Annotated in this window: 23 protein-coding genes; 12 read left to right on the plus strand and 11 right to left on the minus strand. The window is 40.5% G+C overall.

Going from position 1 to position 24,682, the window contains the following annotated elements; all coding sequences use genetic code 11:
- Positions 1-241: 241 nt before the first annotated feature.
- The 5 genes from B2089_RS09355 to B2089_RS09375 form a co-directional block, all read right to left on the minus strand.
- Positions 242-1,447, minus strand: coding sequence for a BMP family ABC transporter substrate-binding protein (locus B2089_RS09355; RefSeq protein WP_296686954.1), 1,206 nt, complete (start codon positions 1,445-1,447; stop codon positions 242-244).
- Positions 1,437-4,361 carry an HD domain-containing phosphohydrolase gene (locus tag B2089_RS09360; protein ID WP_296686957.1) on the minus strand — a complete coding sequence of 975 codons (2,925 nt, stop codon included), beginning with the start codon at positions 4,359-4,361 and terminating at the stop codon, positions 1,437-1,439. The genes B2089_RS09355 and B2089_RS09360 overlap by 11 nt, the downstream gene beginning before the upstream one ends.
- Positions 4,276-4,737, minus strand: a complete 462-nt coding sequence (locus B2089_RS09365) for an ECF transporter S component (RefSeq protein ID WP_296686960.1) — start codon at positions 4,735-4,737, stop codon at positions 4,276-4,278. The genes B2089_RS09360 and B2089_RS09365 overlap by 86 nt, the downstream gene beginning before the upstream one ends.
- Positions 4,738-4,752: 15 nt before the next feature.
- Entirely contained in the window at positions 4,753-5,769 is a 1,017-nt protein-coding gene (locus tag B2089_RS09370; RefSeq protein WP_296686963.1) for a hypothetical protein, read from the minus strand.
- Between the two features lie 482 nt (positions 5,770-6,251).
- Positions 6,252-6,668: a helix-turn-helix domain-containing protein gene (locus tag B2089_RS09375; RefSeq protein ID WP_296686965.1), complete on the minus strand. Its 417-nt coding sequence runs from the start codon at positions 6,666-6,668 to the stop codon at positions 6,252-6,254.
- 153 nt (positions 6,669-6,821) lie between these two features.
- On the opposite strand from B2089_RS09375, the gene B2089_RS09380 reads away from it, so the two are divergent.
- The 7 genes from B2089_RS09380 to B2089_RS09410 all read left to right on the plus strand — a co-directional run bounded on the left by B2089_RS09380 (position 6,822) and on the right by B2089_RS09410 (position 14,188).
- Complete coding sequence (locus B2089_RS09380; RefSeq protein ID WP_296686968.1) at positions 6,822-7,946, plus strand: hypothetical protein; 1,125 nt, start codon at positions 6,822-6,824, stop codon at positions 7,944-7,946.
- A 374-nt stretch (positions 7,947-8,320) separates the two neighbouring features.
- Positions 8,321-9,100, plus strand: a complete 780-nt coding sequence (locus B2089_RS09385) for a ribonuclease III family protein (protein WP_296686970.1) — start codon at positions 8,321-8,323, stop codon at positions 9,098-9,100.
- A 52-nt stretch (positions 9,101-9,152) separates the two neighbouring features.
- The gene (locus B2089_RS09390) at positions 9,153-10,454 is read left to right on the plus strand and encodes an MATE family Na+-driven efflux transporter (RefSeq protein ID WP_296686973.1); all 1,302 of its coding nucleotides are present in this window, start codon (positions 9,153-9,155) and stop codon (positions 10,452-10,454) included.
- A 280-nt stretch (positions 10,455-10,734) separates the two neighbouring features.
- Positions 10,735-11,733, plus strand: a complete 999-nt coding sequence (locus B2089_RS09395) for a hypothetical protein (RefSeq protein WP_296686976.1) — start codon at positions 10,735-10,737, stop codon at positions 11,731-11,733.
- Between the two features lie 215 nt (positions 11,734-11,948).
- A complete protein-coding gene (locus B2089_RS09400; RefSeq protein ID WP_296686979.1) occupies positions 11,949-12,107 on the plus strand; it encodes a hypothetical protein in 159 nt (52 codons plus the stop codon).
- Between the two features lie 58 nt (positions 12,108-12,165).
- Entirely contained in the window at positions 12,166-13,659 is a 1,494-nt protein-coding gene (locus tag B2089_RS09405) for a transglutaminase domain-containing protein (RefSeq protein ID WP_296686982.1), read from the plus strand.
- A gap of 52 nt (positions 13,660-13,711) precedes the next feature.
- Positions 13,712-14,188 (plus strand): NUDIX hydrolase, encoded by a 477-nt coding sequence (locus B2089_RS09410; RefSeq protein ID WP_296686985.1) that lies wholly within the window; start codon positions 13,712-13,714, stop codon positions 14,186-14,188.
- A gap of 6 nt (positions 14,189-14,194) precedes the next feature.
- Here the strand turns inward: B2089_RS09410 and B2089_RS09415 are convergent, their stop codons facing one another.
- Together B2089_RS09415 and B2089_RS09420 are read right to left on the minus strand one after the other, a co-directional pair.
- Positions 14,195-14,509, minus strand: a complete 315-nt coding sequence (locus tag B2089_RS09415; protein ID WP_296686989.1) for a YhbY family RNA-binding protein — start codon at positions 14,507-14,509, stop codon at positions 14,195-14,197.
- A gap of 44 nt (positions 14,510-14,553) precedes the next feature.
- A complete protein-coding gene (locus B2089_RS09420) occupies positions 14,554-15,981 on the minus strand; it encodes an HD-GYP domain-containing protein (RefSeq protein ID WP_296686992.1) in 1,428 nt (475 codons plus the stop codon).
- A 159-nt stretch (positions 15,982-16,140) separates the two neighbouring features.
- On the opposite strand from B2089_RS09420, the gene B2089_RS09425 reads away from it, so the two are divergent.
- The 3 genes from B2089_RS09425 to pheT all read left to right on the plus strand — a co-directional run bounded on the left by B2089_RS09425 (position 16,141) and on the right by pheT (position 18,787).
- The gene (locus B2089_RS09425; RefSeq protein WP_296686997.1) at positions 16,141-16,395 is read left to right on the plus strand and encodes a hypothetical protein; all 255 of its coding nucleotides are present in this window, start codon (positions 16,141-16,143) and stop codon (positions 16,393-16,395) included.
- A gap of 104 nt (positions 16,396-16,499) precedes the next feature.
- Positions 16,500-16,934 (plus strand): hypothetical protein, encoded by a 435-nt coding sequence (locus B2089_RS09430; RefSeq protein ID WP_296686999.1) that lies wholly within the window; start codon positions 16,500-16,502, stop codon positions 16,932-16,934.
- Positions 16,935-17,023: 89 nt separating this feature from the next.
- On the plus strand, positions 17,024-18,787 hold the full coding sequence (gene pheT, locus B2089_RS09435) for a phenylalanine--tRNA ligase subunit beta (RefSeq protein WP_296321428.1): 1,764 nt from the start codon (positions 17,024-17,026) through the stop codon (positions 18,785-18,787).
- Positions 18,788-18,935: 148 nt separating this feature from the next.
- On the opposite strand, the gene B2089_RS09440 is transcribed toward pheT, so the two are convergent.
- From B2089_RS09440 to B2089_RS09455, 4 genes are all read right to left on the minus strand, one after another.
- Positions 18,936-19,622, minus strand: coding sequence for a DNA alkylation repair protein (locus B2089_RS09440; RefSeq protein ID WP_296321431.1), 687 nt, complete (start codon positions 19,620-19,622; stop codon positions 18,936-18,938).
- Positions 19,623-19,758: 136 nt separating this feature from the next.
- On the minus strand, positions 19,759-21,210 hold the full coding sequence (locus B2089_RS09445; RefSeq protein WP_296687002.1) for an NAD(P)(+) transhydrogenase (Re/Si-specific) subunit beta: 1,452 nt from the start codon (positions 21,208-21,210) through the stop codon (positions 19,759-19,761).
- An 11-nt stretch (positions 21,211-21,221) separates the two neighbouring features.
- Positions 21,222-21,518: an NAD(P) transhydrogenase subunit alpha gene (locus B2089_RS09450; RefSeq protein ID WP_296324273.1), complete on the minus strand. Its 297-nt coding sequence runs from the start codon at positions 21,516-21,518 to the stop codon at positions 21,222-21,224.
- Positions 21,519-21,784: 266 nt separating this feature from the next.
- Complete coding sequence (locus B2089_RS09455; protein ID WP_296324276.1) at positions 21,785-22,915, minus strand: NAD(P) transhydrogenase subunit alpha; 1,131 nt, start codon at positions 22,913-22,915, stop codon at positions 21,785-21,787.
- Positions 22,916-22,962: 47 nt separating this feature from the next.
- Between B2089_RS09455 and B2089_RS09460 the strand changes: the two genes are divergently transcribed.
- Positions 22,963-23,289 (plus strand): hypothetical protein, encoded by a 327-nt coding sequence (locus B2089_RS09460; protein ID WP_296324278.1) that lies wholly within the window; start codon positions 22,963-22,965, stop codon positions 23,287-23,289.
- On the plus strand, positions 23,255-24,664 hold the full coding sequence (gene uxaC / locus B2089_RS09465; RefSeq protein WP_296324282.1) for a glucuronate isomerase: 1,410 nt from the start codon (positions 23,255-23,257) through the stop codon (positions 24,662-24,664). The genes B2089_RS09460 and uxaC overlap by 35 nt, the downstream gene beginning before the upstream one ends.
- Positions 24,665-24,682 lie beyond the last annotated feature (18 nt).

A 24,682-nucleotide genomic window follows, 5' to 3' on the forward strand; every position in this document is an offset into this window, starting at 1 on the left:
CCTTTTTGATGTCTTCTCGTTTCATCTATATTACTCCTATAAAATTACTCATAAAAAAAGGCGAACTCTAAAAAGAATTCGCCTGTGAAATTCAAATAAAAATAGTATGAACTGATTTATTTACCTTGAGAATCGTCATGTAAATGCACTGTTCAGTTTTCATACTGAAAACTTACTATATCAGAAATCAGTTTTTCGGGCAATAGGGGTATCTGCATCAAGATGTTTCATCACTGCCACTTCACTTTCGCACTTCAATCACATCACGGAGTACATAGCAAAAACTAGGTGCGCTTCTTTCTGCGCATTCGGGGAAGGGGGTGCGTAAGTCCCATATATCATTTTCATCAAATGGATTTACTCCGACATAATTTCCCTTGAAAACTGTGAGGGAGTCATTTTTAAAAAGTTTGATGTTTTTTTCCATTTCTTCGATTGTGCCTTTGGGCAGGATATGCTGATTAAGACCGACAATTTCTATCCAGCCTTTGTCAAAGCCGGCAGCTGAATCGCAGCTTTTATAGGGGCTTTTTACGACGCTTTCAATTTCCTTTCCTTTAAGAAGTGCTTCTGTTGCGCCTACCATATAGGGAGTCCAATTTATGCGGCAGGAAACAAGGGAAGTAGTCGGGGCAACATCTGTCATGCTCTGGTTATACCCAACGCTGAAAACGGTTTTTCCTTTCTTTACGCTTGCTTCTTCACAGGCTGTTGCAGGGCCGGCTGTGTCTGAATGCTGGCTTATAATTACACAGCCTTCTTCAATCAGCTTTTCTGCGGTTTTCTTTTCTATATTGTAGTTGCTCCAGGTATTTGTGTAACGGACAATCATTTGGCTTTCTGGAACAATGCTCTGCACCCCAAGAAAAAATGCCGTGTAGCCAGAAATTACTTCTGCAAAATTAAAGGCTGCAACATAGCCGACCTTTGCCTGGTTTCGCTTGATTTTTCCCTGCAAAATCATTTCCTGCAGTTTCATTCCCGCAATTATACCACAGACATAACGACCTTCGTGAATTTTTCCCATAGCCGCATGATAGTTTGGAAGAATTGGCTCCGTAGTAGCAAGGTCGCCTGTAAAATGACAGAATTGAACATCAGGATATTTTTGTGCCATTTTCTTGCAGATATTTCCATGACCATAACTTATTGCAAAAATCAGCTTACAGCCTTCTTCTATAAAATACTCCATGGCTTCTTCGCAAACAGAATCTACTTCTCCAAGATTAAATTTTTCAAAAATCTCTACTTTATCGCCAAAGGTGTTTTCAAGTTCAGTTCTTGCGCGAAAAAAATTCTGAGTATATGCCGTGGCTGTATCTGCATTGTATACGAAGCCAACCTTTATAGAATCCCTTGTATCTTTATGAAAAACTTTTGAAGTTGCAAACATAAGTCCAAGTCCAAGAATTACGGTCACTGCGGTTATTACATATTTATTTTTCATTTTTCACCCCTCCTGCGTTTACACTCTCTTCAAAAGTCTTTTCCACATTAAGCTTACCGTTTTCAAGAAGCTCCAGCATGATTTCCACCAATCCCGGATCAAACTGTTTTCCCGAAGCCTTTTTCATCTCTTCTATGGTATAATCAAGGCTCAGAGCTTTGCGGTAGATACGGTTTGCCGTCATTGCATCAAAAGCGTCCGCAATCCCGATGATTCTGGCGTTCAGGGGAATTTCTTCGCCTTTTAAGCCATTAGGATAGCCAGAGCCGTCATAATGCTCATGGTGAAACCTTGCTCCTTCGTCTACATGGGGAATAAGGGTAAAATCCTTAAGAATTTCGCCACCAATGAGAGTGTGTGTTTTCATAATCTCATATTCTTCGTCGGTAAGTCGGCTAGTCTTATTTAAAATTGCATCTGGAACGCCAATTTTTCCAATGTCATGAAGCAGTCCCGTTCTTCTGATTTGCGTCTGCTCTTCCTCGGAAAAGCCCAGTTCCCTAGCAATCAGCACGGCATATTCTGCAACTCGGTAAGAGTGTCGTCCGGTTCTTTTGTCACGGGCTTCCACTGCGTTTGCGATTGAGAAAATGGTTTCGTTACCCATGCGAACCTGCTGGCGAATTGCTTCTATCTCGCTTTTCTGTTTTTCTAGCCTTTTTTCTTGCAAGATAGTCGTAATAAACCAGGTGAGCCATGCAATTGCAAGTATAGCCACACCCACGATATAAACCATGAACCACCAGTTGTCCGAAATACGGAAGCTTTTTGAAATAGTGTACACGGTCTCTTCCAGAGTGTTCTTGCCCTTTGAATCCAAAACGGCTATGTGAAAGCGATATTCTCCTGCCGGAAGATTCGAGTAAGACAGGCTTGTCAGTTTGCTTTGCAGCATTACAGCAGGATTTTCATCAATTCCTTCCAGATAAGCACTAATAAGGGGCGTGTTTATAGAGTAATTGATGATTTCTGGAACAATTTCTATAGTGCCTTTTGTTGGTGGTATTACAAAGGGAATATCTTTCTGTACAATATGATTTTTTCCGTCGATGATAATATTTTTTAACTGCATTCGGTATGAGTGCTTTGCTTTGTCGTAAGAATTCAAGTTAAATTTGCTTGAGCCGGCATCACAGGAAAGATATAAGTCTCCGTTCTCTGCAAGATAATTCCATGAATTTGCGGTAAGAGAACCTCGCAAGCCTTTTTTCATATCAAGAAGCTCGTAATCCAGACTTTCGCCAGAAAGAAGCTCCTCACGATTCACAACAAAAATGCCGGCGCTGCTCAAAACAAAAACATTTTTATCGTATAAGATAAGGTCGTAGTTGTTGGAGTATGGAAAATTTGAAAGCGTTCTTACGAAAAACTCGTTTTTTAATCCGGTAAAATGTTCTCCGTCAGAATCGGCAAAATCTATGTAACATAAGCCGTTGCCCGTAACGACAAAAACCCCGCCAGTCGGTACAGTTCCATTCCTGTCGTTTATCGTTCGCAAAATGACATTAGAAGCAAGGCCGTCCACTCGTTTTATGAGGCGAAGAAGAGAAAAACTGTCCGCTTCTGAATCAAGGGAAATTACGGCAAGTCCTCCACCATCGGTGCCTGCAAGAATTTTTCCGTCGTCTGTTTCGCTTAATGAAAGGATGATTGTATTTTCAAGGCCCTCCTTTTCGCTAATCCATTGCAGGATTCTTTCATTTTTCACAAAGGCGACCCCGTCATTTGAACCGGCTGCAAGAGTGCCGTCAAAAAGTTCAATCACCACCCGAAACTGATGAGATGGTGCAATCGTAATAAAATCTGATTCGCTTTTTGCGTGAATAAGACCGTGGGATTTTGTAGCAATCCACAAAGAACCATCTCTGGCGCTTGTAAGGCAGCGGATTCGCGTGGCAGAAAGGCTTTTTGTAAGTTTATTAGTAAGCGCTTTTCCGTTTTCCATGTTAATGGCCATAAGCCCGTCATCAGTTCCAATGTAAAGATTATTTTTGAAAAATGCCGTTGAATTCACAACAGAAGCCGGTAATTCTCCTGAAACATAAATTTCAGAAAATGAAGTCTCACACATTTTTAGCACGCCCAGGCGGGATGAAGTGAACCACAAATTTCCCTGATAATCCTCTGTCATATTGTCAATTGAATTGTTGAAAGTGCCGGTTTCCAGCATAAAAAAAGACTCTTTTTCAAGATAGCCGGCTCCATCATCAGCACAGACAAAAATCCTGTCATCAAAAAAATCAAGGGAATTTATGTGGCGAAGAGGCTCACATGCTATGCTTGCCGTCTGACTAAGGCCTTCATCAGAATCAGAAATAGAAAAAATGATAATCCTGTTAGATTCTGTTGCTGCAAAAAGCCTTCCATCCGCTGAAAAAACTGCCGCCGTAAATTTTTCATTAAAGCCTTTTTTTTCTGAATCGAAAACAATATCGGTGTAATTCAGGACAAAAAGCTTTCCGCTTGAAGTAACGGCTGCAACCAAGCCATTTTCGCTTGCACTCATACTAATGGCAGTTTGAATCTGGGGAAGCGTCTCCACAACATTCAGACCGTCTGCAATGGACAAAATAGCCAGAGACTCTGCCGTGCCCACATAGTATAAACCGTCAGTTCCTCTGGTAATGCTCCTTACAGAATCGGCGGGGAGCCCGTCTTTTTCTTCAAGGACATTCATTACCTTTTCATTGATGATTATTGAAAGACCGTTATCGTTTGTACCCACAAAAAGCCTTCCTTCATCATCAACATACAGAGTACGCACTGTTTTTATGGAATCAAATTCATTCATCAGCCGGAAGTCCTGCCCGTTGTGGCGGTAAAGACCTTCATAGGTTCCAATCCACAAAATACCGTCGTTTGTAGAAGCAATGTCGTTTGCCCTGCCCCCATTCGTTTCCGATTTCACCACCATAAAAGGTAAAGTTTACTACGCAGGAAATTGCGCTGCAAACAATCGTTACAAGCACGCTGAGCGACATGGTTTTTAAAAGGGAAGACATCCAGCCGCGTTTTGCAAGGTAACCGGTAATCACGGCAATGGAAAAGGATGTAATTGCATATATAAAGGAAATAGGATTTAAAAAACCGTGCAGAATGTTCCCCGAAATTCCGACCATTACGCCGCATCCCGGCCCTAGCAGGTAACAGGTAAGAAATGTTCCAAAACAATCCAGCCAGAGAGGAAGATGATTCGCGTCTGCAAAAATACGCCCCAAAAGATTCACAGCCATGCTGAATACAACAATCATCACAATCTGATAACTTTTATAAATATTCTCTTCCTTCATTTTTTGCTCCATTTTTTAATTTTTTACAAGCACCGTGCCGATTACGCAAAATGTTTCGCCAAGGTTGTCTTTTTTTATCGTGCAGTGCAGGTTACATGCTTGGCCGCTTGCCTTAATGATTGTCTTAACCGCTCCCTTCCAGCCATTTTTTGCCCTAGTCAACAGATGTAAGGTTTCAACATCAGAAAGAGAGAACAAGCTTCTCAAATAAGAATCTGCATCTTCTGTAATCTGCAGCATTGATTTTGCACAGGGATTTGAAAGATTTATCTTTCCTTCCAAATCAAATATGATGACCGGAACTTCTACAGAGGTAAAAACTTCCTGACTTACATTTTTTACGGTGGGAGTAAATTTTATGTGTGATTTCACGGAAAACCAGTAAGAAAAGAAGACGACCGCAGTTGCCGCAGAATAACCGAAGGTGGGATATTTATGTGAAAAGTCAAGGTTCAAAGTGTCTGGAATGGCCGCAACAAGAAGTATGAAATTTGACAGAATGATTTCCAAGGAAAAAACCTTGTCACGCTGGATTTTCTTGCTTTTATACCAGTAGATGCCATGGAACAAAAGGATGACAATCATGACGGAGATAAAAATATAGTGAAAAAGATGAGCGCCTTTGTTCGTGTTTTCATAAGAAGTGTGCCATTCGTAGCGGATATATGACAGTGCAGAAGGATTCCCAAAAATCAAAAGGTCAAAGAATAAATAAATCAGAAGAAAGCCTAGGATAAACATCCGTATACCCCTGCGCCTTTTAAGCTCAAAAAGAAGAAAGGTCAGCTCAACAATCAAAAAGGAATCAATTCCAAACAGCCCCACCAGTCTGGGAATAAAGGCATAATCCAGATTCGGCATAAAGCCCATAATAGAATAGCCCATACAAGTCAGTGCCACAGTTACAGAAAAGAAAAAAACATATAAAGCGGTATACCCGTTCTCCCGCTCCTGTAGCAAAAAGGCAATGCCTGTTACCAAGGCAAGAAAGCCAATAGAAAATAGAATCACATTTAAAATTATGCCAAACATAGAAACACCTGTTTCTTCAGGGAACTTGTCAACTCATCCAGTTTCACTTTTTTAAGTAGCATCAAGTGGTTGTGAGAAAATTTGCTTTTCTCTGTGTGAATTACAGCACTTATCAGATATTATAACACAAAAAATTTGACTTTCGTGGAAAAATCAAGGGGAATTTTGAAAAAAATAAGAAAAATGAAAGAGAAGCGTTAGGGATACGCCACTTCGTGTCGTTTCCGTAATTGGAAATTATTGTACATACGCACTTGCGTGCGTTAGGGATAGTAGCGGCGGCGTTAGCCGTTGCGGAACATAGGGAGCGTTAAAAAAATGCGAAAGCATTTTTAGCGACTCTCCAAAGCAACTGTGTTGCGTAGGCGTAGTGGAGCAATGAAGCGCGAGAGCGCGTAACCGCGGATAGCCCGACCCGAAAGGATGGGATTGCCCGGTCAAGCCGGGCAATGACAGCCTGTAGGGAAACGCCCGAAAAATCATTAGTAAAAAGAGAATGGATCCCTATCAGGATTTTTCCCTTCCTGAAGAATCCGCTTTATTTCATGGACTTCACTATCCAGGCTCGCAAATTTATGCCTCATTTCATTCATAAGCATGGACATTATGATATTGCACAGATTTTTTATTTCCTGAAAGCCGTCGCTTGACCCGCCGAATAAATCACCCGGCGAAACTTCCAGCACTTCCGAAATCCGCCCGATAAGGGAAGCCGAAGCGAATTGTGTGCCAGTCTCGATAATCGAAAGATGCTTTTGGGAAATCTCCAGTTTTTCTGAAAGCTGCTCCTGCGTCAGATTCCGCGCCTTGCGATATTTACGAACATTCCGCCCGAACAATTGAGGAATCGATTCTTTTTTTCCCGCCACCGTATCCTGCGATTTTTCATTTTTTTCCATACTACAAAGTATGAATGAGACCCCAAATTATAAAACTTTTGACAAGGTAATAAATATACCTAATTAGTTATATAAAAGATTGAATTTCACGAAATCTGCATTTATAATATTACTTTAAGAGAAGAAAAAATTACTTTTAAAAGGGGAAACAAAATGAAGCGAATCTTCGCGATAATCGCAGCAATCTTTCTCACTAATTGCGCCTTCGCCGACTTGAAGTATATTGAGATTGAATCAATTAAAAATGCCCCCACCGTGCAGGTAAAATCAATTGAGGATTTTGAAACGATTATCGCAAAAAATAAAGTCTCAACCGCCTACCTCCACAAACCGACAGACACTTTGCTTGTCATTGCAGAAAATACCTATTTTTCATTCATCTTGAACGGCTACTTTACGCTCAAAGATTACAAGACAGGCAATTCTCTTCTATATAGTAATGGCACAGATTATAACGAAGCAAAAGAACTCACGCTCAACGATAATTCTGCCATTTTCTATTTTTACAAGCGAAATGATTTTAAATCTGTTTCCGACTGTCGGGATGCATATAAAAATGGATTCTGCTTTGACTCGAAAACAGAAACTACTGAATCTGACATATACTACAAAGCAAAAGAAGCGGGGTACAAAAATATTTCTGAATACAACGAATATCTAGATTTCTCGGCAAAAGGCTTCAAAAGCAAAAAAGACATGCAGACTGCTGAAAAGCAAGGATTTCCTGTTCCAGAAGAATTTTTAGCAGAGAACGGCACATTAAAGAATTCAAATCCACTTTATCTGATGAAAATAGGCTCTGCTGGAGCAGATTTCTATAATTCTCAGGAAAACGGATTCCCGAATTATGCCGAATACACCGCCGCAAGAGAAAAAGAAATTTCAACCTATGCCGATTTACAAAAATACCGTGAAATTACAAATTTCTGTGACAAACTCTCTAAAAGCAAAAAAATCGACAAAGGTTTTGCCCTAATTTATCATCAAATCCAACATCTGCAAAAATCAGAAATGTCACTAGCCGTTCTTTCAAAAACGCTGACAGAAAATTACAGCATAATCAATCCAGATGTGAAAAATGCCCTGAATTCATATCTAAAAGCCGGAAACCCTCAGCAGGGAAACCATAAAAAATATGCAGGGAACAACAGCCAGGCACGAATCAACAGCATCCCGGACTTATTTTATGAATCAGCCCTGAAAGAATTTTTTGGTGCAATAGACATTACTCAGCTTGGCACATACAGCAGCCAGACTGAGATTTTCAAGAAAAAGTAATGAATGCGGGAAATAAGAGCAAAAAAATTTAACGATATAGAGACAGCCCTTTCACCCTTCACGGTTAAATTTTTAACACTAAATCACACTCAAAATTTAACCACGTTGGGAGTTTAAAAATTTAATAATTCAAATTACACTTGATGTAGGTTTTCGGGAAATCTAAAAGGAGTTTTTATGACTTAGAATTCTTCAAAAAAACAGTTTTCTTATATCTAATTATGGCACAATCGTTGTATCGTTTAAACAACTGTCGGTAAATTCCCGAATTCGGCTTTATGTTTAAGGATTTTATTTTGAGATTTGACTTCATAAATCAAAAGATTTCAAATCCGTTGTGCCTTCATCTCATCTTACTGTATGGAGGTTCTTCTATGCCCTTTAATGGCTCTGATTATATCCAAAATCGGCTCAACTATACTTTCAAAAAAGAAAATCTACTTTTACAAGCAATTACTCGTCGTTCTTATTCAAGCGAAAACCCAGCCTACCAAAACAACCAAGTTTTGGAATTTATAGGGGATTCCGTACTCAGTCTTTGTACCGTGAAAACTCTTTGCCAAGAGTCTGGAAATTTTAACAAATACAACCAATTCGTTTCTACAAAAGATGAAGGTCAATTAACTGAAAAACGTAAGTCGCTTGTAAATAAAAATAATCTTGCAGAATGTATCGATAATCTTGGTTTTGCCCAGTTTTTGCTGCTCGGGAAATCAGATGAAAACAACGATGTCCGCAATAAGACTGGTGCAAAAGAGGATACATTCGAAGCGATTCTTGGAGCAGTCGCTCTTGATTGTAACTTCGATATTGCGACCTTAAACCGAGTTTGCAACACAATGCTGAAGGCAAAGCCAACCCAAATTCAAAAAACTTCTAATTTAATTGACAATAATACTAAAGAAATGCGTGCTGAAGTTGGCAAGCCGAAATATGAGACAGCGGTATGCAAATTAAATGAATTGTATCAGAAAGGATATATTTCAAAAGCGAAGTATATCTTTGAAAATACAAAGTCAGGCTGGAAGTGTACTTGTAAAGTACAAGAATGTAATCATAACTGGTCGAATTCTGAGCCTAAAAATAGAAAATCCGAAGCACGACAAATTTCCGCTTTTTGGGTACTGATGGATTTGCTTGGATATAAAGATTAGATATATCCAAAGTATTTCTTTTATCAAATTATTTTAAAAGGAGTTTATATTTATGGAAAACATTAACAAAAAATCATTCGATTTAAGGCTTTATTTTGCTCTGCTTATTTCTTTGTTTATTCCAACCATTTATACAACGGTCAGAATATTCTTTATCGGAAGTCTACCGAGCGCAAAGGCATTTTCAATCGCAGGACAGTTAGGCTGGATAAATCTCATTTATGAAGTCGTTGAGGAAGCCATTATTCTTCCACTGTTTTATTTTATCGGCCAGGTAATACACGATAAGGAAAAACTAACAGGAAGAATAAAAGCTGGCTTAACCGTTTCAGCAATCGCCTACACAGTGCTTTCAATTTTAATTATATTTCTTGTTCATCCGCTCTTGAATATGATGGCAGCAGGAAGTGAAATTTCAGAAGCCTCTGCCTCTTACATAAGAATTGAATCTGTCGGTAATATTTTTGCACTTCTTTTATCATTCTGTATGGTTGTCTTTACAACAATCGGAAAAGAAAAACATTTATATGCCTTGCTAGTGGCAAAAATGCTTCTTTCTATCATAATCGACACTTTCCTTGTCTCTACATTGCCATTCTCTGCAAATCTGGGAATAAATGGTATTGGATTCTCAAATATAATCTCAAACCTCTTGCTTCTTCTTGTAGTTCTTGTCCTTTTTAAAAAGGAGGACATTCATATTTTCAGTGGTATAAAACCAGATTTCTCATGGATGAAAGAATTTTTTAAAATTGGTGGCATTTCTGGGCTTGAATCATTTGTCAGAAATCTTTTTTATATGCTCATGGTTTGCCGAATGGTGAATGTAGTCGGAGAACAAGGAACTTATTGGGTTGCAAACAGTTTTATTTGGGGCTGGCTTTTAAAACCAATAAATGCATTAGGAGAACTCATAAAAAAAGAAATTTCCTCAGATGAAAAAGCAATTGCAGATAAAACAAAACAATACTTCATTGTTACTCTGATTATTTGTGCCATTTGGTTTATCTCAATTCCATTATGGAAACCATTCATGCAGAATATTCTTCGTTTTAAAGAAGTTGATAAATTATTCACGCTTATAATTGTTCTTATTGGATTCTATGTCGCCTATGCCCTGCAAAATATATTCGACATGACATTTTACGGTCTCGGAAAAACTGAATATATGTTATGGGAAACCGTCGTGACAAATGTAACATATTATGGAACTTTCTTTATCCTATTCAAACTAGGAATCTTTGTTCCAACGCTTATAAAAATCGCAATAATGTTTGGCGCAGGCTGTGCTTATGATGCAATTGTAAGTGGAATTGCATACATTATTTTATTGAAAAGAATAAAAGATAAATAAAAAGCTATTTTTCGCCCTCCACGGTTAAATTTCGACTATAAAACACACTCAATAATTTAACCACGTTGGGAGTTAAAAAAAATAATAATTCAAATTACACTTGATGTAGATTTTCGGGAAATCCAAGGAGTAAAAAATGCTCGAAACTTATAATTATAAAACTGCACTTTTGTTGTTGTTCATAAAAAGCATGGGAGACGGGTTCACTAAAATAATTTGCCATTATTGGCCTTATCCAAAACCAATGGCCCCCAATAACTTTAAGCAGAAAATAGCAAAAATGAATACTGGTGACTATGAGTCATATCGAGAAATCTCATACGCTCTAATAAATTGCAAGGATATTTTTACATATCCTTTCTATAAGATCCACAACAGTCTTTATAATAACGATGTCAAAGAAATCAAAACCGACACTTCATTTTGCCCGGAAGATGGCTCCGACAAATATTATTTTAGTTTCAGAGATTTTTTCTATAAATTCAAATCGCCTGATTATATTGATGATGACTTTTTCTATGAATCCTTTGAAAATACACTTTCTTATCTTATCGCAAAAGAATTTTACACAGTATTTTCCTTTGAAAATTACAATGATGAAAAATCGAAAATGGCAGAAGAAAATCAAATGCATTTTATAGAAAATCCCGAATATCCTTTCTCTGTTTATGATGTCCGTTTTAACAAGAGAGAAAACAAAACTTTTTTCAAATGGGTAATCGTTGACTTTTATTCTCATGTGAACGACAAATCAAAAGCAGATGAAATAATCAAAATCATTTTTGGCGATAATGACGGTTCGATTCCTAAGACATTTGAAGGTTTAAAATATTATTCAACAAAACGCAAATGGGAAACTTTTGAAAAACTGTTCAAAAATGAGCAAAACAATGAAAAACTGATGAAATTTCTTGCAGAGCCTGAACTTTTGTCCGCCTACCAAATATTCCAATCCAGAATGTTCGTTGCATATTTTCTTGAAAATCTTTGTAATGAACTGCCGAATTTTGTAGGAGATGAAAATGCTCAGGAACTCATAAAAATCATTACGGGAGATGTTTCTCGCAAAAAGCCCGAATATTTTTTAATCGAAAATCACAAGGAAAAGACAGAAGCTTATAAAAACCAGGTTTGGGATCTTATTGAAAACAAGTCAAAACGAAATGTAGAAAGTCTCGATAAAGACTGCCTTGCGACAGAAACAATCAATGCTTACCTGAATTTACTGAGCTGCAAGTTTTATTTCGAAGTAAAAAAAAAATTCAGTCCTAAGTACTAATGAATATCTTGAAATTTGTAAGAAAAACCCCAGATTTTTGGAGCCTTTCGCAAATACGTGCTATACAGCTTCAAATTTCAAGTTTTCTGTCACTTCAAGTTTGAACGGTTTTTTATGGACAAAAGAAGATTACTATTTCTAAATAGAAAACAGCATTTATTTTGAAGGAATCGAAATGCACAATTATTTGAGATCTATTAAGCAAGGAAATATTTATGAGTAAAGATGAGATTGACCGCCTTTTTAACATACTATGTGAAGAAGCAAAAAAAATTAATGCCTGGGAAGCCTTAGAGTTAATAAAACAGGCACAAAGAGCTTTTGACTGTGCAGATTCTTCTCTCAATAATGAAAAATTCCTTGCCGAAAGATAAAATCAGTTCTAAAATATTACCAATAAGGTATATTAAAACACCAAAAAAGGAGATTTTTATGAAAAAATTTATCACAGTCTCTCTCATTTTATCAGTCACTTTATCTCTTTTTGCAGCAAACATGGATTCAAAAGTTCGCTCTGTTCCTAAAGATGCAATGGAAAAAGTTTTTAAAAAGCCGAAAGAAGGTCTTCCTATGGTAGTGAAACACCTCACACAGAATACCGGTGGAGTTCAGGCCAAGGTCAAAGTCATGCACGACTGGATTTGTGACAACATCGCCTACGATACTGATATGTATTTTTCAGGGCGGATTTCTAAGCAGGATTATGAAAGCGTCCTCAAAAAGAAAAAAGGAGTCTGTTCCGGCTACACAAGCGTAATGAATGAAATGTGCCGACTTGCAGGAATTGAATCAATCGGAATTCATGGCTTTTCCAAAGGTTTCGGCTATAATGGAAAACTCGGAAAAGAACCAGATCACGAATGGAATGCAATTAAAATAAATGGGAAATGGCAGCTTGTTGATGTCACTTGGGATGCAGGACATGTTGATTGGAAGACCTGGATTAAGCATTACTCTGACGAATGGCTCTTTCTCCCGCCAGAGCAATTCATTTACTCACATCTTCCTGAAAAAGAAGAATATCAGTATCTCAAAACTCCAATCACAGCAGAACAGTTTGTCAAGGAACCTTATGTTGCAGGAAAATTCTTCAAAATGGGTTTCTCTTTTGGTAAAAATAGACCTGAATACAATACATTGATTTCCGAAGCCACAGAATTTGATTTCGGAATCAAGCAGGGTGGTGTCGCAATCTCTTCAACAATTCGTGAAAAATCATCTATGCAAGATGTTGAAAATGCAGTCTGGGTCAATCGAACTGGAAATACTTTCAGCATCAATTTTGATGTTCCTGACAAAAAAGATTACAAAGCATTTATTTTCGCCAAAAAAACATCAGAAGAAAATTATGGCGACAGATTCCCAATCGCAAAGTTTGAGCAGAATTTTCTTCCCCGCGCAGAACAGCTTGTTGCAAGCAAAAAGATTACCCAAAAGGAATATGATTTTTTCAAAGAGGCTTTCTTCAAAGTTGATGAAAACGGGTACTATTATTTACATGAAGACCTATTCGCAAATGCTCGCAATCAAGCAATCAAAAAAGTTTTCAAATCGCTTGAAGTTTCCTCAGGACGTCTTGAGCCTGTCCTTGATTTCAAATTAAATGCAGCAGAATCTTACACTGGCTTCGGGAACGAAATGAAATATCCCACAGTTTACTCAAGCTACGACAGTGCATCAAATACAAAACTCATCTCTCCTCTCGGCGGAACTCTCAAAAAAGGCGATAAAGTAAAATTTGAAATTGCAAGCAAAGATTTTTCAGGAATCGCAGTAAAAGTTTCAGATTCGCTAACCCCACTCAAAAAAGATGCAAAAGGGGTCTATTCCGCAGAACTGGAAATCGGAGAAGTAGATAAAGTCGTAGTATATGGAACAAGAAACAACAAAAACTACAGCGGATTATGGTTCTACGAAGTGAAGTAAATTTATCACCATAAATTTTGTTCTAACAAGCAAAAAATGCTATAATTTGGCCATGAAATCACAACTCACAACCCTCTGCTACATCGAAAAAGACGGCTGCTATCTCATGTTGCACCGCATTACCAAAAAGAACGACATTAACCATGACAAGTGGATTGGCGTGGGCGGGCATTTTGAAGAGCATGAAAGCCCGGAAGATTGCCTGCTCCGTGAAGTCAAGGAAGAAACAGGGCTAACGCTCGATAGTTTCAGATTCCGGGGAATCGTGACTTTTGTTTCAGACGATGACCCGGCGGAATATATGCATTTATTTACGACCGATAGTTTTCATGGCGAGATTATTGACTGTGATGAAGGAAAACTGGAATGGTATCCAATCGATAAAATTGACCAGCTGGAGCTTTGGGAAGGTGACAAGATTTTCTTCAGATTGCTTCGGGAAAACGCGCCTTTCTTTTCACTCAAGCTAGTGTATAAGAAAGGCGTTTTGATTGAAGCGGTCTTGAATGGAAAAACTATCGTTCGTTAGAACAGTCTATTTTGCCAGCTTATTTAAGTCTTTTTCAAACTTACGGTCGTTAGGCTCTTTTGCAGGACGGTAGAGAATCAGCACATTTCCTATAAGGCGCACGAAAGTCGCATCTGTTTTTTCGGTTATTTCTGTGCTCAAATCGCGTTTTTCGTCTTTAAATTCGTTAAACTTGATTTTGATAAGCTCGTGCTCATCCAGCAGGCGTGAAATCTGCGTTATTTGATTTTCTGTTACGCCAGCACCGCCAATCTGCACCAGCGGGCTCAAAGGCTGGGCGTTTTTCTCTAAAAGTTTTCTCTGTTTTGCGTTGATTTCCATAATGTGATTATATGTTTTATTCCCTTTTTGCGCTAGGGTGATTTTTACTCAACTTCGCGCATTGTATAATCCTTGTCGTCATCAATCAGTTCCAGCATGATTTTTGCGAATTCCGGATCAAACTGAGTACCGATTCCATTTTCGATTTCCTTACGCACATGTTCCTGAGTCAAAGTTCCTCGATAGCTTCGGTTACTCGTCATGGCATCATAAGCATCAGCAACAGCAATAAGCCTTCCAATTTCAGGAATATCTTCGCCAGATAATCCTTCTGGATAGCCCTTTCCATCGTATCGCTCATGGTGATAATGCGCTCCGTCACAAATATTTGGAATTTGAGTTATATTCACAAGAATCTGTACCCCCATGTCAGGATGAGTCTTTATAACCTTGAATTCTTCTTCTGTCAGCTTGCCATTTTTGTTTATGATACTGTTTGGAACTCCAATTTTACCGACGTCATGCAGCAGTGCCGAAAGATAAATACTCCTGCACTCGCTTTCAGACTTTCCAGCCTTGCGTGCGATACTCCGTGAATAATCGGCAACCCTAGCTGAGTGACCGCGGGTATATTTGTCCTTTGCATCAATTGCACTCGCAAGGGCTTCTGCTGTTTCTGTAGTCATCCGGTTCAGAGTTTCGATATTAGTCGAGACAATTCCTTCCATTTGATAAACAGAATTTGCCAGAACACCAAGTTCATCACGATTTTTTACCGACAAAAGATTGTTATTTGGTTTTTCAGATGATGAAGCAAAGCGGTTTGTTTCGTCAGTAATCTGAACAATAGGTTTTATAAAACGCAGATTAAAATATCCCGCAAAAAGCACGACAAAAAACAATGCCGTAATCAAAACTGTAATAATTACAAACTGAACAAATCTCGCCCTTGCATTAACAAATTCCTGAATATTTTTTTGCGCCCCCAAAAGAGCAACGATTTTTCCATTAGAGTCATAAACAGGAATCTGTGCCGTAATGTGCGAACCGCTTCGCGATTTAATTGTATGCCGGACAAGATGCTCGCCTTTTTCATAAACCAGTCGGGTAGTTCGGTTGTAGCTTTCTTCGTAATATTCTTCTTCATAGCCAAGAGGATAGGGTGACCATTTTCCATGTTTGTTCACCGGATCATAATAATAAAAAATATGAGTATATTCAGGCGGCTCAACTGCAGAAACATAAATAACATTAAGGTCAAAATTATCAACAAGGGTCTGCAAATTTTCCAAAACGGTATTGTATTTTTCATCTGGAACAGGATTTTCCCGATATTTTGCAAAATCATCAGGATTCAAAAAATCACTGGCAGCTTCGGCAATTTCCCTTATGCTTGCGTCGTACTGTTCACGAAACTGATGATTAAAAGAAATATAACTGATGGCAAACACAAGAGAACAAAGCAAAAAAACTGCAATCAAAATGTAGAAAATAATCTTCTTAGTAATAACCGGAAATTGTTTAAATTTCATTTAAATAATTTAACACAAAAATTTCATTATTAAAAGTGAATTTCCCTGATAACCAGTTTTTATGACAAACGATGCCTTGCACGCCCTGATAGCTGAAAACTTCATCTTTACTTATTTTACAAATTTGAATAACATACCAAAAAAAGTAAATGAGATAAAATGAAAAAACTTTTATATATTTTGCTGGCGGTCTTTTGCCTGTGCAGCTGCAATTCTAAAATCGCTCCCCAAAATCCTGAAATCAAACTTTCTAAAGAACATGGCAAAATGCTGAATCTGATTGTGAATCTGGACCAATGGGCTTACAAAGACTGGAACATTGAGTACGACACTTCAAGCGACAATTATCTAAGCCATATTTATTATTTTATGTCAGGGGAGGCGGTAGTGGCAAAAAATACTCTTATTCCCTGAGCAATCCAAATTCACTGAAAACAAACTACGAACATGCTTTTGCGAACGAAATCACAAAAGTCGATGACAGCACTTACCTTTACCGCAAATATGCGCCGAATTCAATGAATATGCTTTTTGCAAATGCCTTCGATGGAGATAATTACATTGAATTTGATGTGCTTGACGAAGGGGAACATCATTTTGATGTGATGAGATTCTGGATTAAAGATCAAAATATATGCTACAAAGTCTACTTCAACGGGGCTTTACGCAATGATTACCAATATGGCAGAGGATACACCTTTACGGACAAAAGTCTGGAACATCTTAACTACTCATTTTATAGCGAAAACAGCAAGACAAAACAAGAAATTGCAAAGAATTATCCGCTCACGAGAAAATACGATGAAAAAGGCCGGGTGATTTATGAAAGAATGATTACGGACAAGGGAAAAGGTCAAGTTAGAATCGTTTCAAAAACATTGCCTGACATTCAGGAACTTGCATCAAACTTTTCCACCCCTATTGATTTGGATAACGCAATAGAATGGGAATAAATTATCATTGATTGCACCTTGTTTTTTCTATATAATTAAACATTGTTATGCTGGATTCATTTCAGCATCTTTAAAAATCGAGGAAAATCATGCCAAAAATCGAAGTAAACGAAAAACTCTTTTTTAATCTTCTTGGAAAAAAATATGACTACGACACGCTGGAGCGAAAACTTGTCTGCGGCAAAGCTGAACTTGACGAAAAGCCCGACATGAGCCAGAGCGAGGACGAGCGTGTCATCAAAATCGAACTTAACGACACAAACCGCCCTGATTTGTGGTCAACTGGTGGCGTTACACGGCAGCTCCGCTTGCACGAGGGCGCAAAACGCTCTGACTACTCAAAATTCATCTCAAAAGCCGGGGCTATCAAAGACTGCGGAAACCGAATCATCACCGTTGAAGAAGGCCTCAAGAATGTCCGACCTTTTATGGTCAGTTTCGTAATTTCCGGCAAGGCAATCGATGACCCCATGCTCAAAGATATCATCCAGACTCAGGAAAAGCTCTGCTGGAACTTTGGCCGCAAGCGAAAGTCAATCTCAATGGGCGTTTACCGCATGAGCCAGATTAAGTGGCCATGCCATTACAAGGCAGTTGACCCGGACAAAACTTCATTCGTTCCGCTTGCCTGCGACAAGCCCATGACCTGCCGACAGATTCTCACCGACCACCCAAAAGGAAAGGATTTTGGCTGGATTCTCGAAGGATTCAAAAAATTCCCACTCCTCACCGATGACAAAAACGAAGTTCTTTCAATGGCACCAATCATCAACTCTGCGACTTTGGGAGCTGTTCAGGTTGGCGACAAAGACTTGATGGTTGAACTTACCGGCGACAACATGGAGAATTTGATTCTCGCCGCAAATATTGTCGCTTGTGACTTCCACGACGCGGGCTACGAAATCCTGCCTGTAAAAGTCGTGCATCCTTACGAAACAGGCTTCGGCAAGGAAATCACGGTTCCTTTCTATTTCCAGAAGCCCACAAAAGCAACTTTGGCCGCAATCAACAAAAAGCTGGGCTGCGACCTTACAAAAGCACAGGTTCTCGACGCTCTCAGCCGCATGGACAACGATGTTGTTGCAAAAGATATTCCGGCAAACGAAAAGACCGAAAAATACTGCAAGGCAAACAAGACTGATGTTGAATTCACCCTCCAGCCGCCACCATACCGCAACGACTTCCTCCACGAAGTTGATGTTATCGAAGATGTAATGATTGGAATGGGCTTGGATTTCTTCAAGCCGGAGCGACCGAACGACTTCACTGTAGGTAAACTTTCTGATGTCACCCTTTTCAGCCGCAAGGCAAAGGAAATCATGGTGGGCTTAGGCTATCAGGAAATGATTTTCAACTATCTTGGTTCAAAACGGGACTACATCGACCGCATGAACATCAGCGCCGACAAAGTTATCGAAATCCTCAACCCAATGAGCGAGAACTATCAGTTCGTTCGCCCGTCTATCATCGCGTCATTGCTCCGTGCTGAAAGTGCCGCCGCAAACGCAATCTTCCCCCACAAGATTTTTGAAATCGGTAAGGTTGCCTTCCTCGATGAAAGCGAGAACACCGGCACAAAAACAATCCAGTCTCTTGGATTTATGACAGCCGCAAACAACGCAAACTTCAACGATCTGGCTTCTGAAGTCTCAACGGTGCTTTACTACCTCGACCACAAATACGAGGTTAAAGAGTCAAACGACCCGCGCTTTATACCTGGCCGTCAGGCAGCAATTTTCGTCAAAGGCAAGCAGGTCGGAATCTTCGGTGAAATCCACCCGCAGGTTCTCGAAAACTGGCAGATTGGCGTTCCCTGCGTAGCCGGTGAAATCGACCTTGAAGATTTGATGTAGGGAGCAGCGCGTCGGCGAGCTGTTCGAAAAGCCAAACAAGCACGACAACGAAAGCACTCGCGACCTGCCGAAAGGCAGGTAACGCCCAAAATTCGACCACCTTTGAAATGACACCGTGTAACAAACTTTTGGGCAGCCCCCATTTTTTTTACAGTTTTTTCAAAATCTGTTTGTGCTCCTTGCTCACTCTAAGACTTTCACAAGCTTTTTGAATTGTTTTTTTCCGAACCCAATCCCCCAGCAGCATTTTATCGCTAACAATCGGTAGCGTTTCTTCCCATCGTTTAGCCAAGGCTGTGGCAAAAAACCAGGCAATCATCATATTGATGTAGTATCGGTCTGATTTTATTTTGGCTATCATTTGTAAGTATTCAGGCTTGAAATTTTCGTCAAGATAAAAACACATAAACATACGGATACCAAAACGAATTGTATATTCATTTTTTTCACTAGGGATTAGATTAATCCAATTACTAACAATCGGTAGCAGCTTTTCACAATTTTTTTTAAATATTTTCGGCGTACACTGGTCGCATGTTGCCCAATTATTAACGAAAGGCAGGAAGCACTTTAATTCGTTTATACATTCATTAAAATCTTTAATTTGTTCAATTAAGAACCCGTGAATTTGATCTTCCTCAAAATATTCATGAGGAACTTCCTTAAAAAAATCATAGAAATTTCCGAGCCTAAACCATTCCTTTGCAATTGAGCGCAAAACAGGAGTGCGCACGCCGATTACTCTCTTTTCTTTTACCGTAGGAATCAAAGCACCCTGAAAATCCTTGTATTTTAAATCTGCAAACAAAAAAAGCTTTTGTTGAAGTTCAGTCATAAAATAATTATAGCACAATAATTTAAACAAAAAAAACGCCAGCCTCCCATTCAGGAGACTGGCGTAAATCCCAAGCAACACACAGCCACACTTCCGTATAAAACATCCGCGTGTATCTGCGTTAATCTGCGTCTACTTATTGATCATTAAATTCACTTACAAGCGCTGAGACCGTAGCCTTAGCGTCGCCGTAAATCATAACGGTGTTGTCGTTGGTAAAGAGCGGGTTCTCAACTCCAGAGAAGCCTGTACCCTTACCGCGCTTCAATACGAAGACTGTGCGGGCTTCGTGAGCGTTTACGATTGGCATACCATAAAGTGGTGAGCTTTCGTCGTGGATAGCATCCGGGTTAACAACATCGTTTGCACCGATGACGATTGCAACATCAACATTGCTCATCTGTGGGTTCATTTCATCGGCAGTTTTGAGCTGCTCGTATGGAACATTTGCCTCAGCCAGCAATACGTTCATGTGGCCAGGCATTCGGCCTGCAACCGGATGGATTGCGAAGTTTACTTCCGCGCCGTTTTCCTCAAGCTTGTCGCAAAGCTCTTTTACCGCGTGCTGAGCCTGAGCAACAGCCATACCGTATCCCGGAACAAAGACGACATTCTTTGCCGCTTCCAGAATCATGTAAGCATCTTCCACAGATATAGCCTTCGGCTCCTTTGCAGGACCGGCAGCACCCTTCTTCTTTGAGCCACCGAAACTCTTGAAAAGGAGACTTCCGAATGTGCGGTTCATAGCCTTACACATAATCAATGTAAGGATAAGACCAGAAGCACCGACCAGACATCCTGAAACAACCAGAACCGTGTTGTTGATTGCAAATCCAGCAAAAGCAGCAGCCAAACCAGACAAAGCGTTCAGGAATGAGATGATGACCGGCATATCACCGCCGCCAATCGGGATAACCATGGTAAAGCCCAAAAGGAGGAAGATTGCCGTAGAAGCGATTACTCCGCATTTTTCGATCTCTGCAAAGCCAAATGGATTTTCAGCAGTGAAGAATGAATAAGCGATGATTGAGACCAAGCCGAGTACGCACAAAACGCCGTTCAAAGCGTTCTTAGCAGGAATTACCCAGCCCTTGAAAGTCATCTTTCCGCTCAATTTGCCCCATGCAACCAGAGAACCGGTGAAAGCAACAGCACCGATTGCGATAGTCAAACCAAGTGAAACAGCTGTGAAGTAGTCACCTTTTGGAGCTGCGATGTACTGTGTCAAAGCAACGAGAAGTGAAGAAAGACCGCCGAAACCGTTGAACAAAGCAACGAGCTCAGGCATACCAGTCATCTGAACTTTCTTAGACCATATAGCACCGATAATCGTACCGATAAGAACCGCAGCCGCAATCCAGCAGTAACCGTTTGAAAGAAGCGGGTTTCCGCCCCAAGTTGCAGCATCCGTAGAGAAAGCTGACATAACATCTTTCTGAATAAGAACTGTCACCACAGCAACCAGCATACCGATTGCAGAATAGAAATTTCCCTTGCGGGCAGTGGCAGTCTTTCCCAAAAGTTTGATTCCCCGGATAAAGAAGATGCAGGAAATCATGTACAAAACTTTAATCAATGTGTCGTTCATTCCGCAACTCCTTACTTTTTCTTTGAGTCCTTTGTCTTGAACATACCAAGCATTCGGTCAGTAACCATGTAACCACCGATTACGTTGATAGTAGCAAAAACAATAGCGAGGAAGCCAAGAACAGCTCCGACCTTTCCACCGATTTTAACGGCAGCCGCAGTGATAGAAATGGCACCAACAACGGTGATACCAGAAATAGCGTTTGTTCCTGACATCAGCGGCGTGTGCAGCTGTGAAGGAACTTTTGCAATCAACTCCAATCCAAGGAAAGCAGCGATTACAAATACGAAAATAAGCATTATATCCATAAAAATTAACTCCTCTGTCACCCTGAACTTGTTTCAGAGTCTTTTTTGGGCGTTACCCTTCGGTCGCTTCCGCTCCCTGCGGGTCGGGCTTTTCGCACTTCCGCGCTAACCGCGCTCCATACCGCAAGCGGTACTGCTTCGCAGGTGCTACAATCCCTAACGCATGGAACCACAAATCCATCCGTGGATTTGTGGATTCCTGACGAGAATTTTCTGCGAAAATTCTCGCTTTGCTTATCCCCTACATCCTGTAGGGCATTGACTGTCTATGCCTTAAAGCGTTCATGAATAATCTGTCCGCCCTGTGTGAGCAAACAGCCCTTCATGATGTCGTCTTCCATGTTAACTTTGAATTCTTTTGCTTCCTTGTCGTAGAAACCTGCGTGGGTAAGGAAGGCCGTGATGTTTCCAGAGAACATTTTTGAAGCATCATAGGGAACCTGCCTTTCAAGCAAATCGCCAGACATGATTGTAACGCCGTTCTCGGTAACCACATTCTCAAAGAGTTTTGAGCCTTCGACATTGCCGCCGGTAGAACAGGCCATATCAACGACGATTGAGCCCGGCATCATTCTGTCAAGGACATTCTTTTCGATGAGGCGCGGAGCCTTGCGTCCGAATACTTTTGCCGTTGTGATGACGATGTTTGCCTTTTCACAGACCTTAGCCTGTGCTTCCTTCTGTTTTGCAATCTGCTCCGGAGTAAGCTCTTTTGCGTATCCTTGAGCAGTCTGACCCATTTCACCCAGGTCGATTTTTACGAATGAAGCACCCAGAGACTTAACCTGCTCTTCAACGACCGGACGAGTATCGAATGCGTCAACACGGGCACCCAAACGTTTTGCAGTAGCGATTGCCTGAAGACCGGCAACACCGACACCAATAATGAAAACGCGGGCAGGGTTGATTGTACCGGCAGGAGTAACCATCATCGGAAGGATTTTTGGGAGTTTAGCAGCCGCATTCAAAACTGCGACATAACCAGCAAGGGAAGTCTGTGATGACTGAACATCCATCTTCTGTGCGAGAGTGCTTCGAGGAATCATCTCAAGCGAGACAGCCTGCAATCCCTGGGAAGCAAATTTATTAAGAAGCTCTTTTTCATTGAAAGGATCAAGATAGCTCAAATGCAGCGTGCCTTCTTTAATTCCGTCAATCGAAGTTGGTTTCATGATTCGGACAATAATTTCTGAATCAGAATAAGCATCCTCTTCTTTTGCAACGATTGTTGCCCCTGCATTCTTATAGGCCTCGTCCGAGAAACCGCTCTTAAGACCGGCACCCGCAACGACTTTAATCTCAAAGCCCATAGGTACAAGTTTTTTTACGTCATCAGGAATGAGGGCAACACGGGTTTCGCGCTCGTCCTTTTCCTTACAGACCAAAACTTTCTTCATTTTTGTAAGCCTCCTTTAAGGACATAAAAAATCATTTCAATTATATAATGGTTTTTCCATTTTTACATCAAAATTATGTTTTTTTTATCAAGAAAAAGCTGCGCCCGCTATGGAGCAGTGGCGAAGCCAGTCGCAAAGCGACCGAGGGCTACCGAGCTGCGGAACAGCGGTTGACAATTGATTGCGCCCAAAAAACTCTTTCTTTCTTGGCCTTATCGTGCTATAATAGATACAAATTTTTTCGTGAAAAGATTTTTGTCATTCTGAACGAATGTGAAATTCCAGCTGTTTCGCTAACGCTCAAACATGACGGATATTTCACGATTTTGGAGATTAAAAATGAAAAAATTCATGGACAAAAACTTCCTTCTTGAGACAAAAACCGCTCAGAAGTTGTTTGAGGCCTGCAAAAACGAGCCTCTCTGGGACTATCACTGTCACCTTATCCCCTCACAGATTGCAGAGAACAAAAAATTCAAGAATCTCACTGAAATCTGGCTTGGCGGCGACCACTACAAATGGCGACAGATGCGCACTTACGGTGTAACCGAAGACTACATCACAGGCGACAAACCTGACTACGAAAAATTCCTCAAATGGGCAGAGACAATCGAGCACCTCATCGGAAACCCGCTTTATCACTGGACTCACCTTGAGCTTCAGCGATACTTCGGAATCGATGAGCCGCTCACAGTCAAGACAGCTCCTGCAATCTGGGAAAAAGCAAACAAAATGCTCCAGAGCGACGAATTGAGCGTTAAAGGCATCTTCGAAAAATTCAATGTCTACGCTGTCGGTACAACAGACGACCCGATTGACTCTCTTGAATACCACAAGGCAATCGCCGCAGGAACAGCTCCAATCGGTAAAATCAAAACACAGGTTCGCCCGTCTTTCCGCCCGGACAAAGCAATCAACATCAATCTTCCTACATACAAAGACTACATCGCAAAATTGAGCGAAGTCTCTGGAATCAACATCAAAACTTCTGATGATGTAATTGCTGCCCTCATCAAACGCCTTGACTTCTTCATCGAAAATGGATGCCGTGCTTCTGACCACGCTCTTGAATACCCGCCATGCAAAATCGACACTGACGCAAACATCGACGCAGTTGTGGCTCGCGCATTGAAGGGTGAAGCAATCAGTGAAGCTGAGGCCGAAGCCTACAAGACAAAAGTTCTCGTCGCTCTCGGACGCGCTTACGAGCAGAAAGGCATCGTTCAGCAGTGGCACATGAACGCAATCCGCGACAACAACAAGGCTATGTTCAAAAAACTCGGTCCTGACACAGGTTTCGACGGAAGCCACGACAAACCAATGGCAGAAAATCTCGCCGGCCTTATGAACCTCATCGAAGAAAAAGGCGGCATGCCAAAAACAATCCTCTACACATTGAACCCGAAAGACTACTACTCAATCGGAACAATCATGGGATGTTTCCAGGGCGGCGGCATCAAAGGCAAAATCCAGCTTGGTTCAGGCTGGTGGTTCTGCGATCACCGCGACGGCATGGAACAGCAGATTAAAGTTCTTGGCAACCTGGGCATGATTCCGGCATTCGTTGGTATGCTCACAGACTCACGCTCATTCCTCAGTTACTCACGCCACGAATACTTCCGCCGCATTCTCTGCAATGTAATCGGCGGCTGGGTCGAAAACGGCGAATACCCGGATGATATGGATATGTTGATTAAGATTGTCAAAGACATCTCATTCGGAAATGCCCTGGCTTACTTCGGAAAATAATTTCGGGCACATCCCTAC

The organism is Treponema sp. UBA3813, from assembly GCA_002368605.1.
In the GTDB taxonomy this organism is placed as follows: Bacteria; Spirochaetota; Spirochaetia; order Treponematales; family Treponemataceae; genus Treponema_D.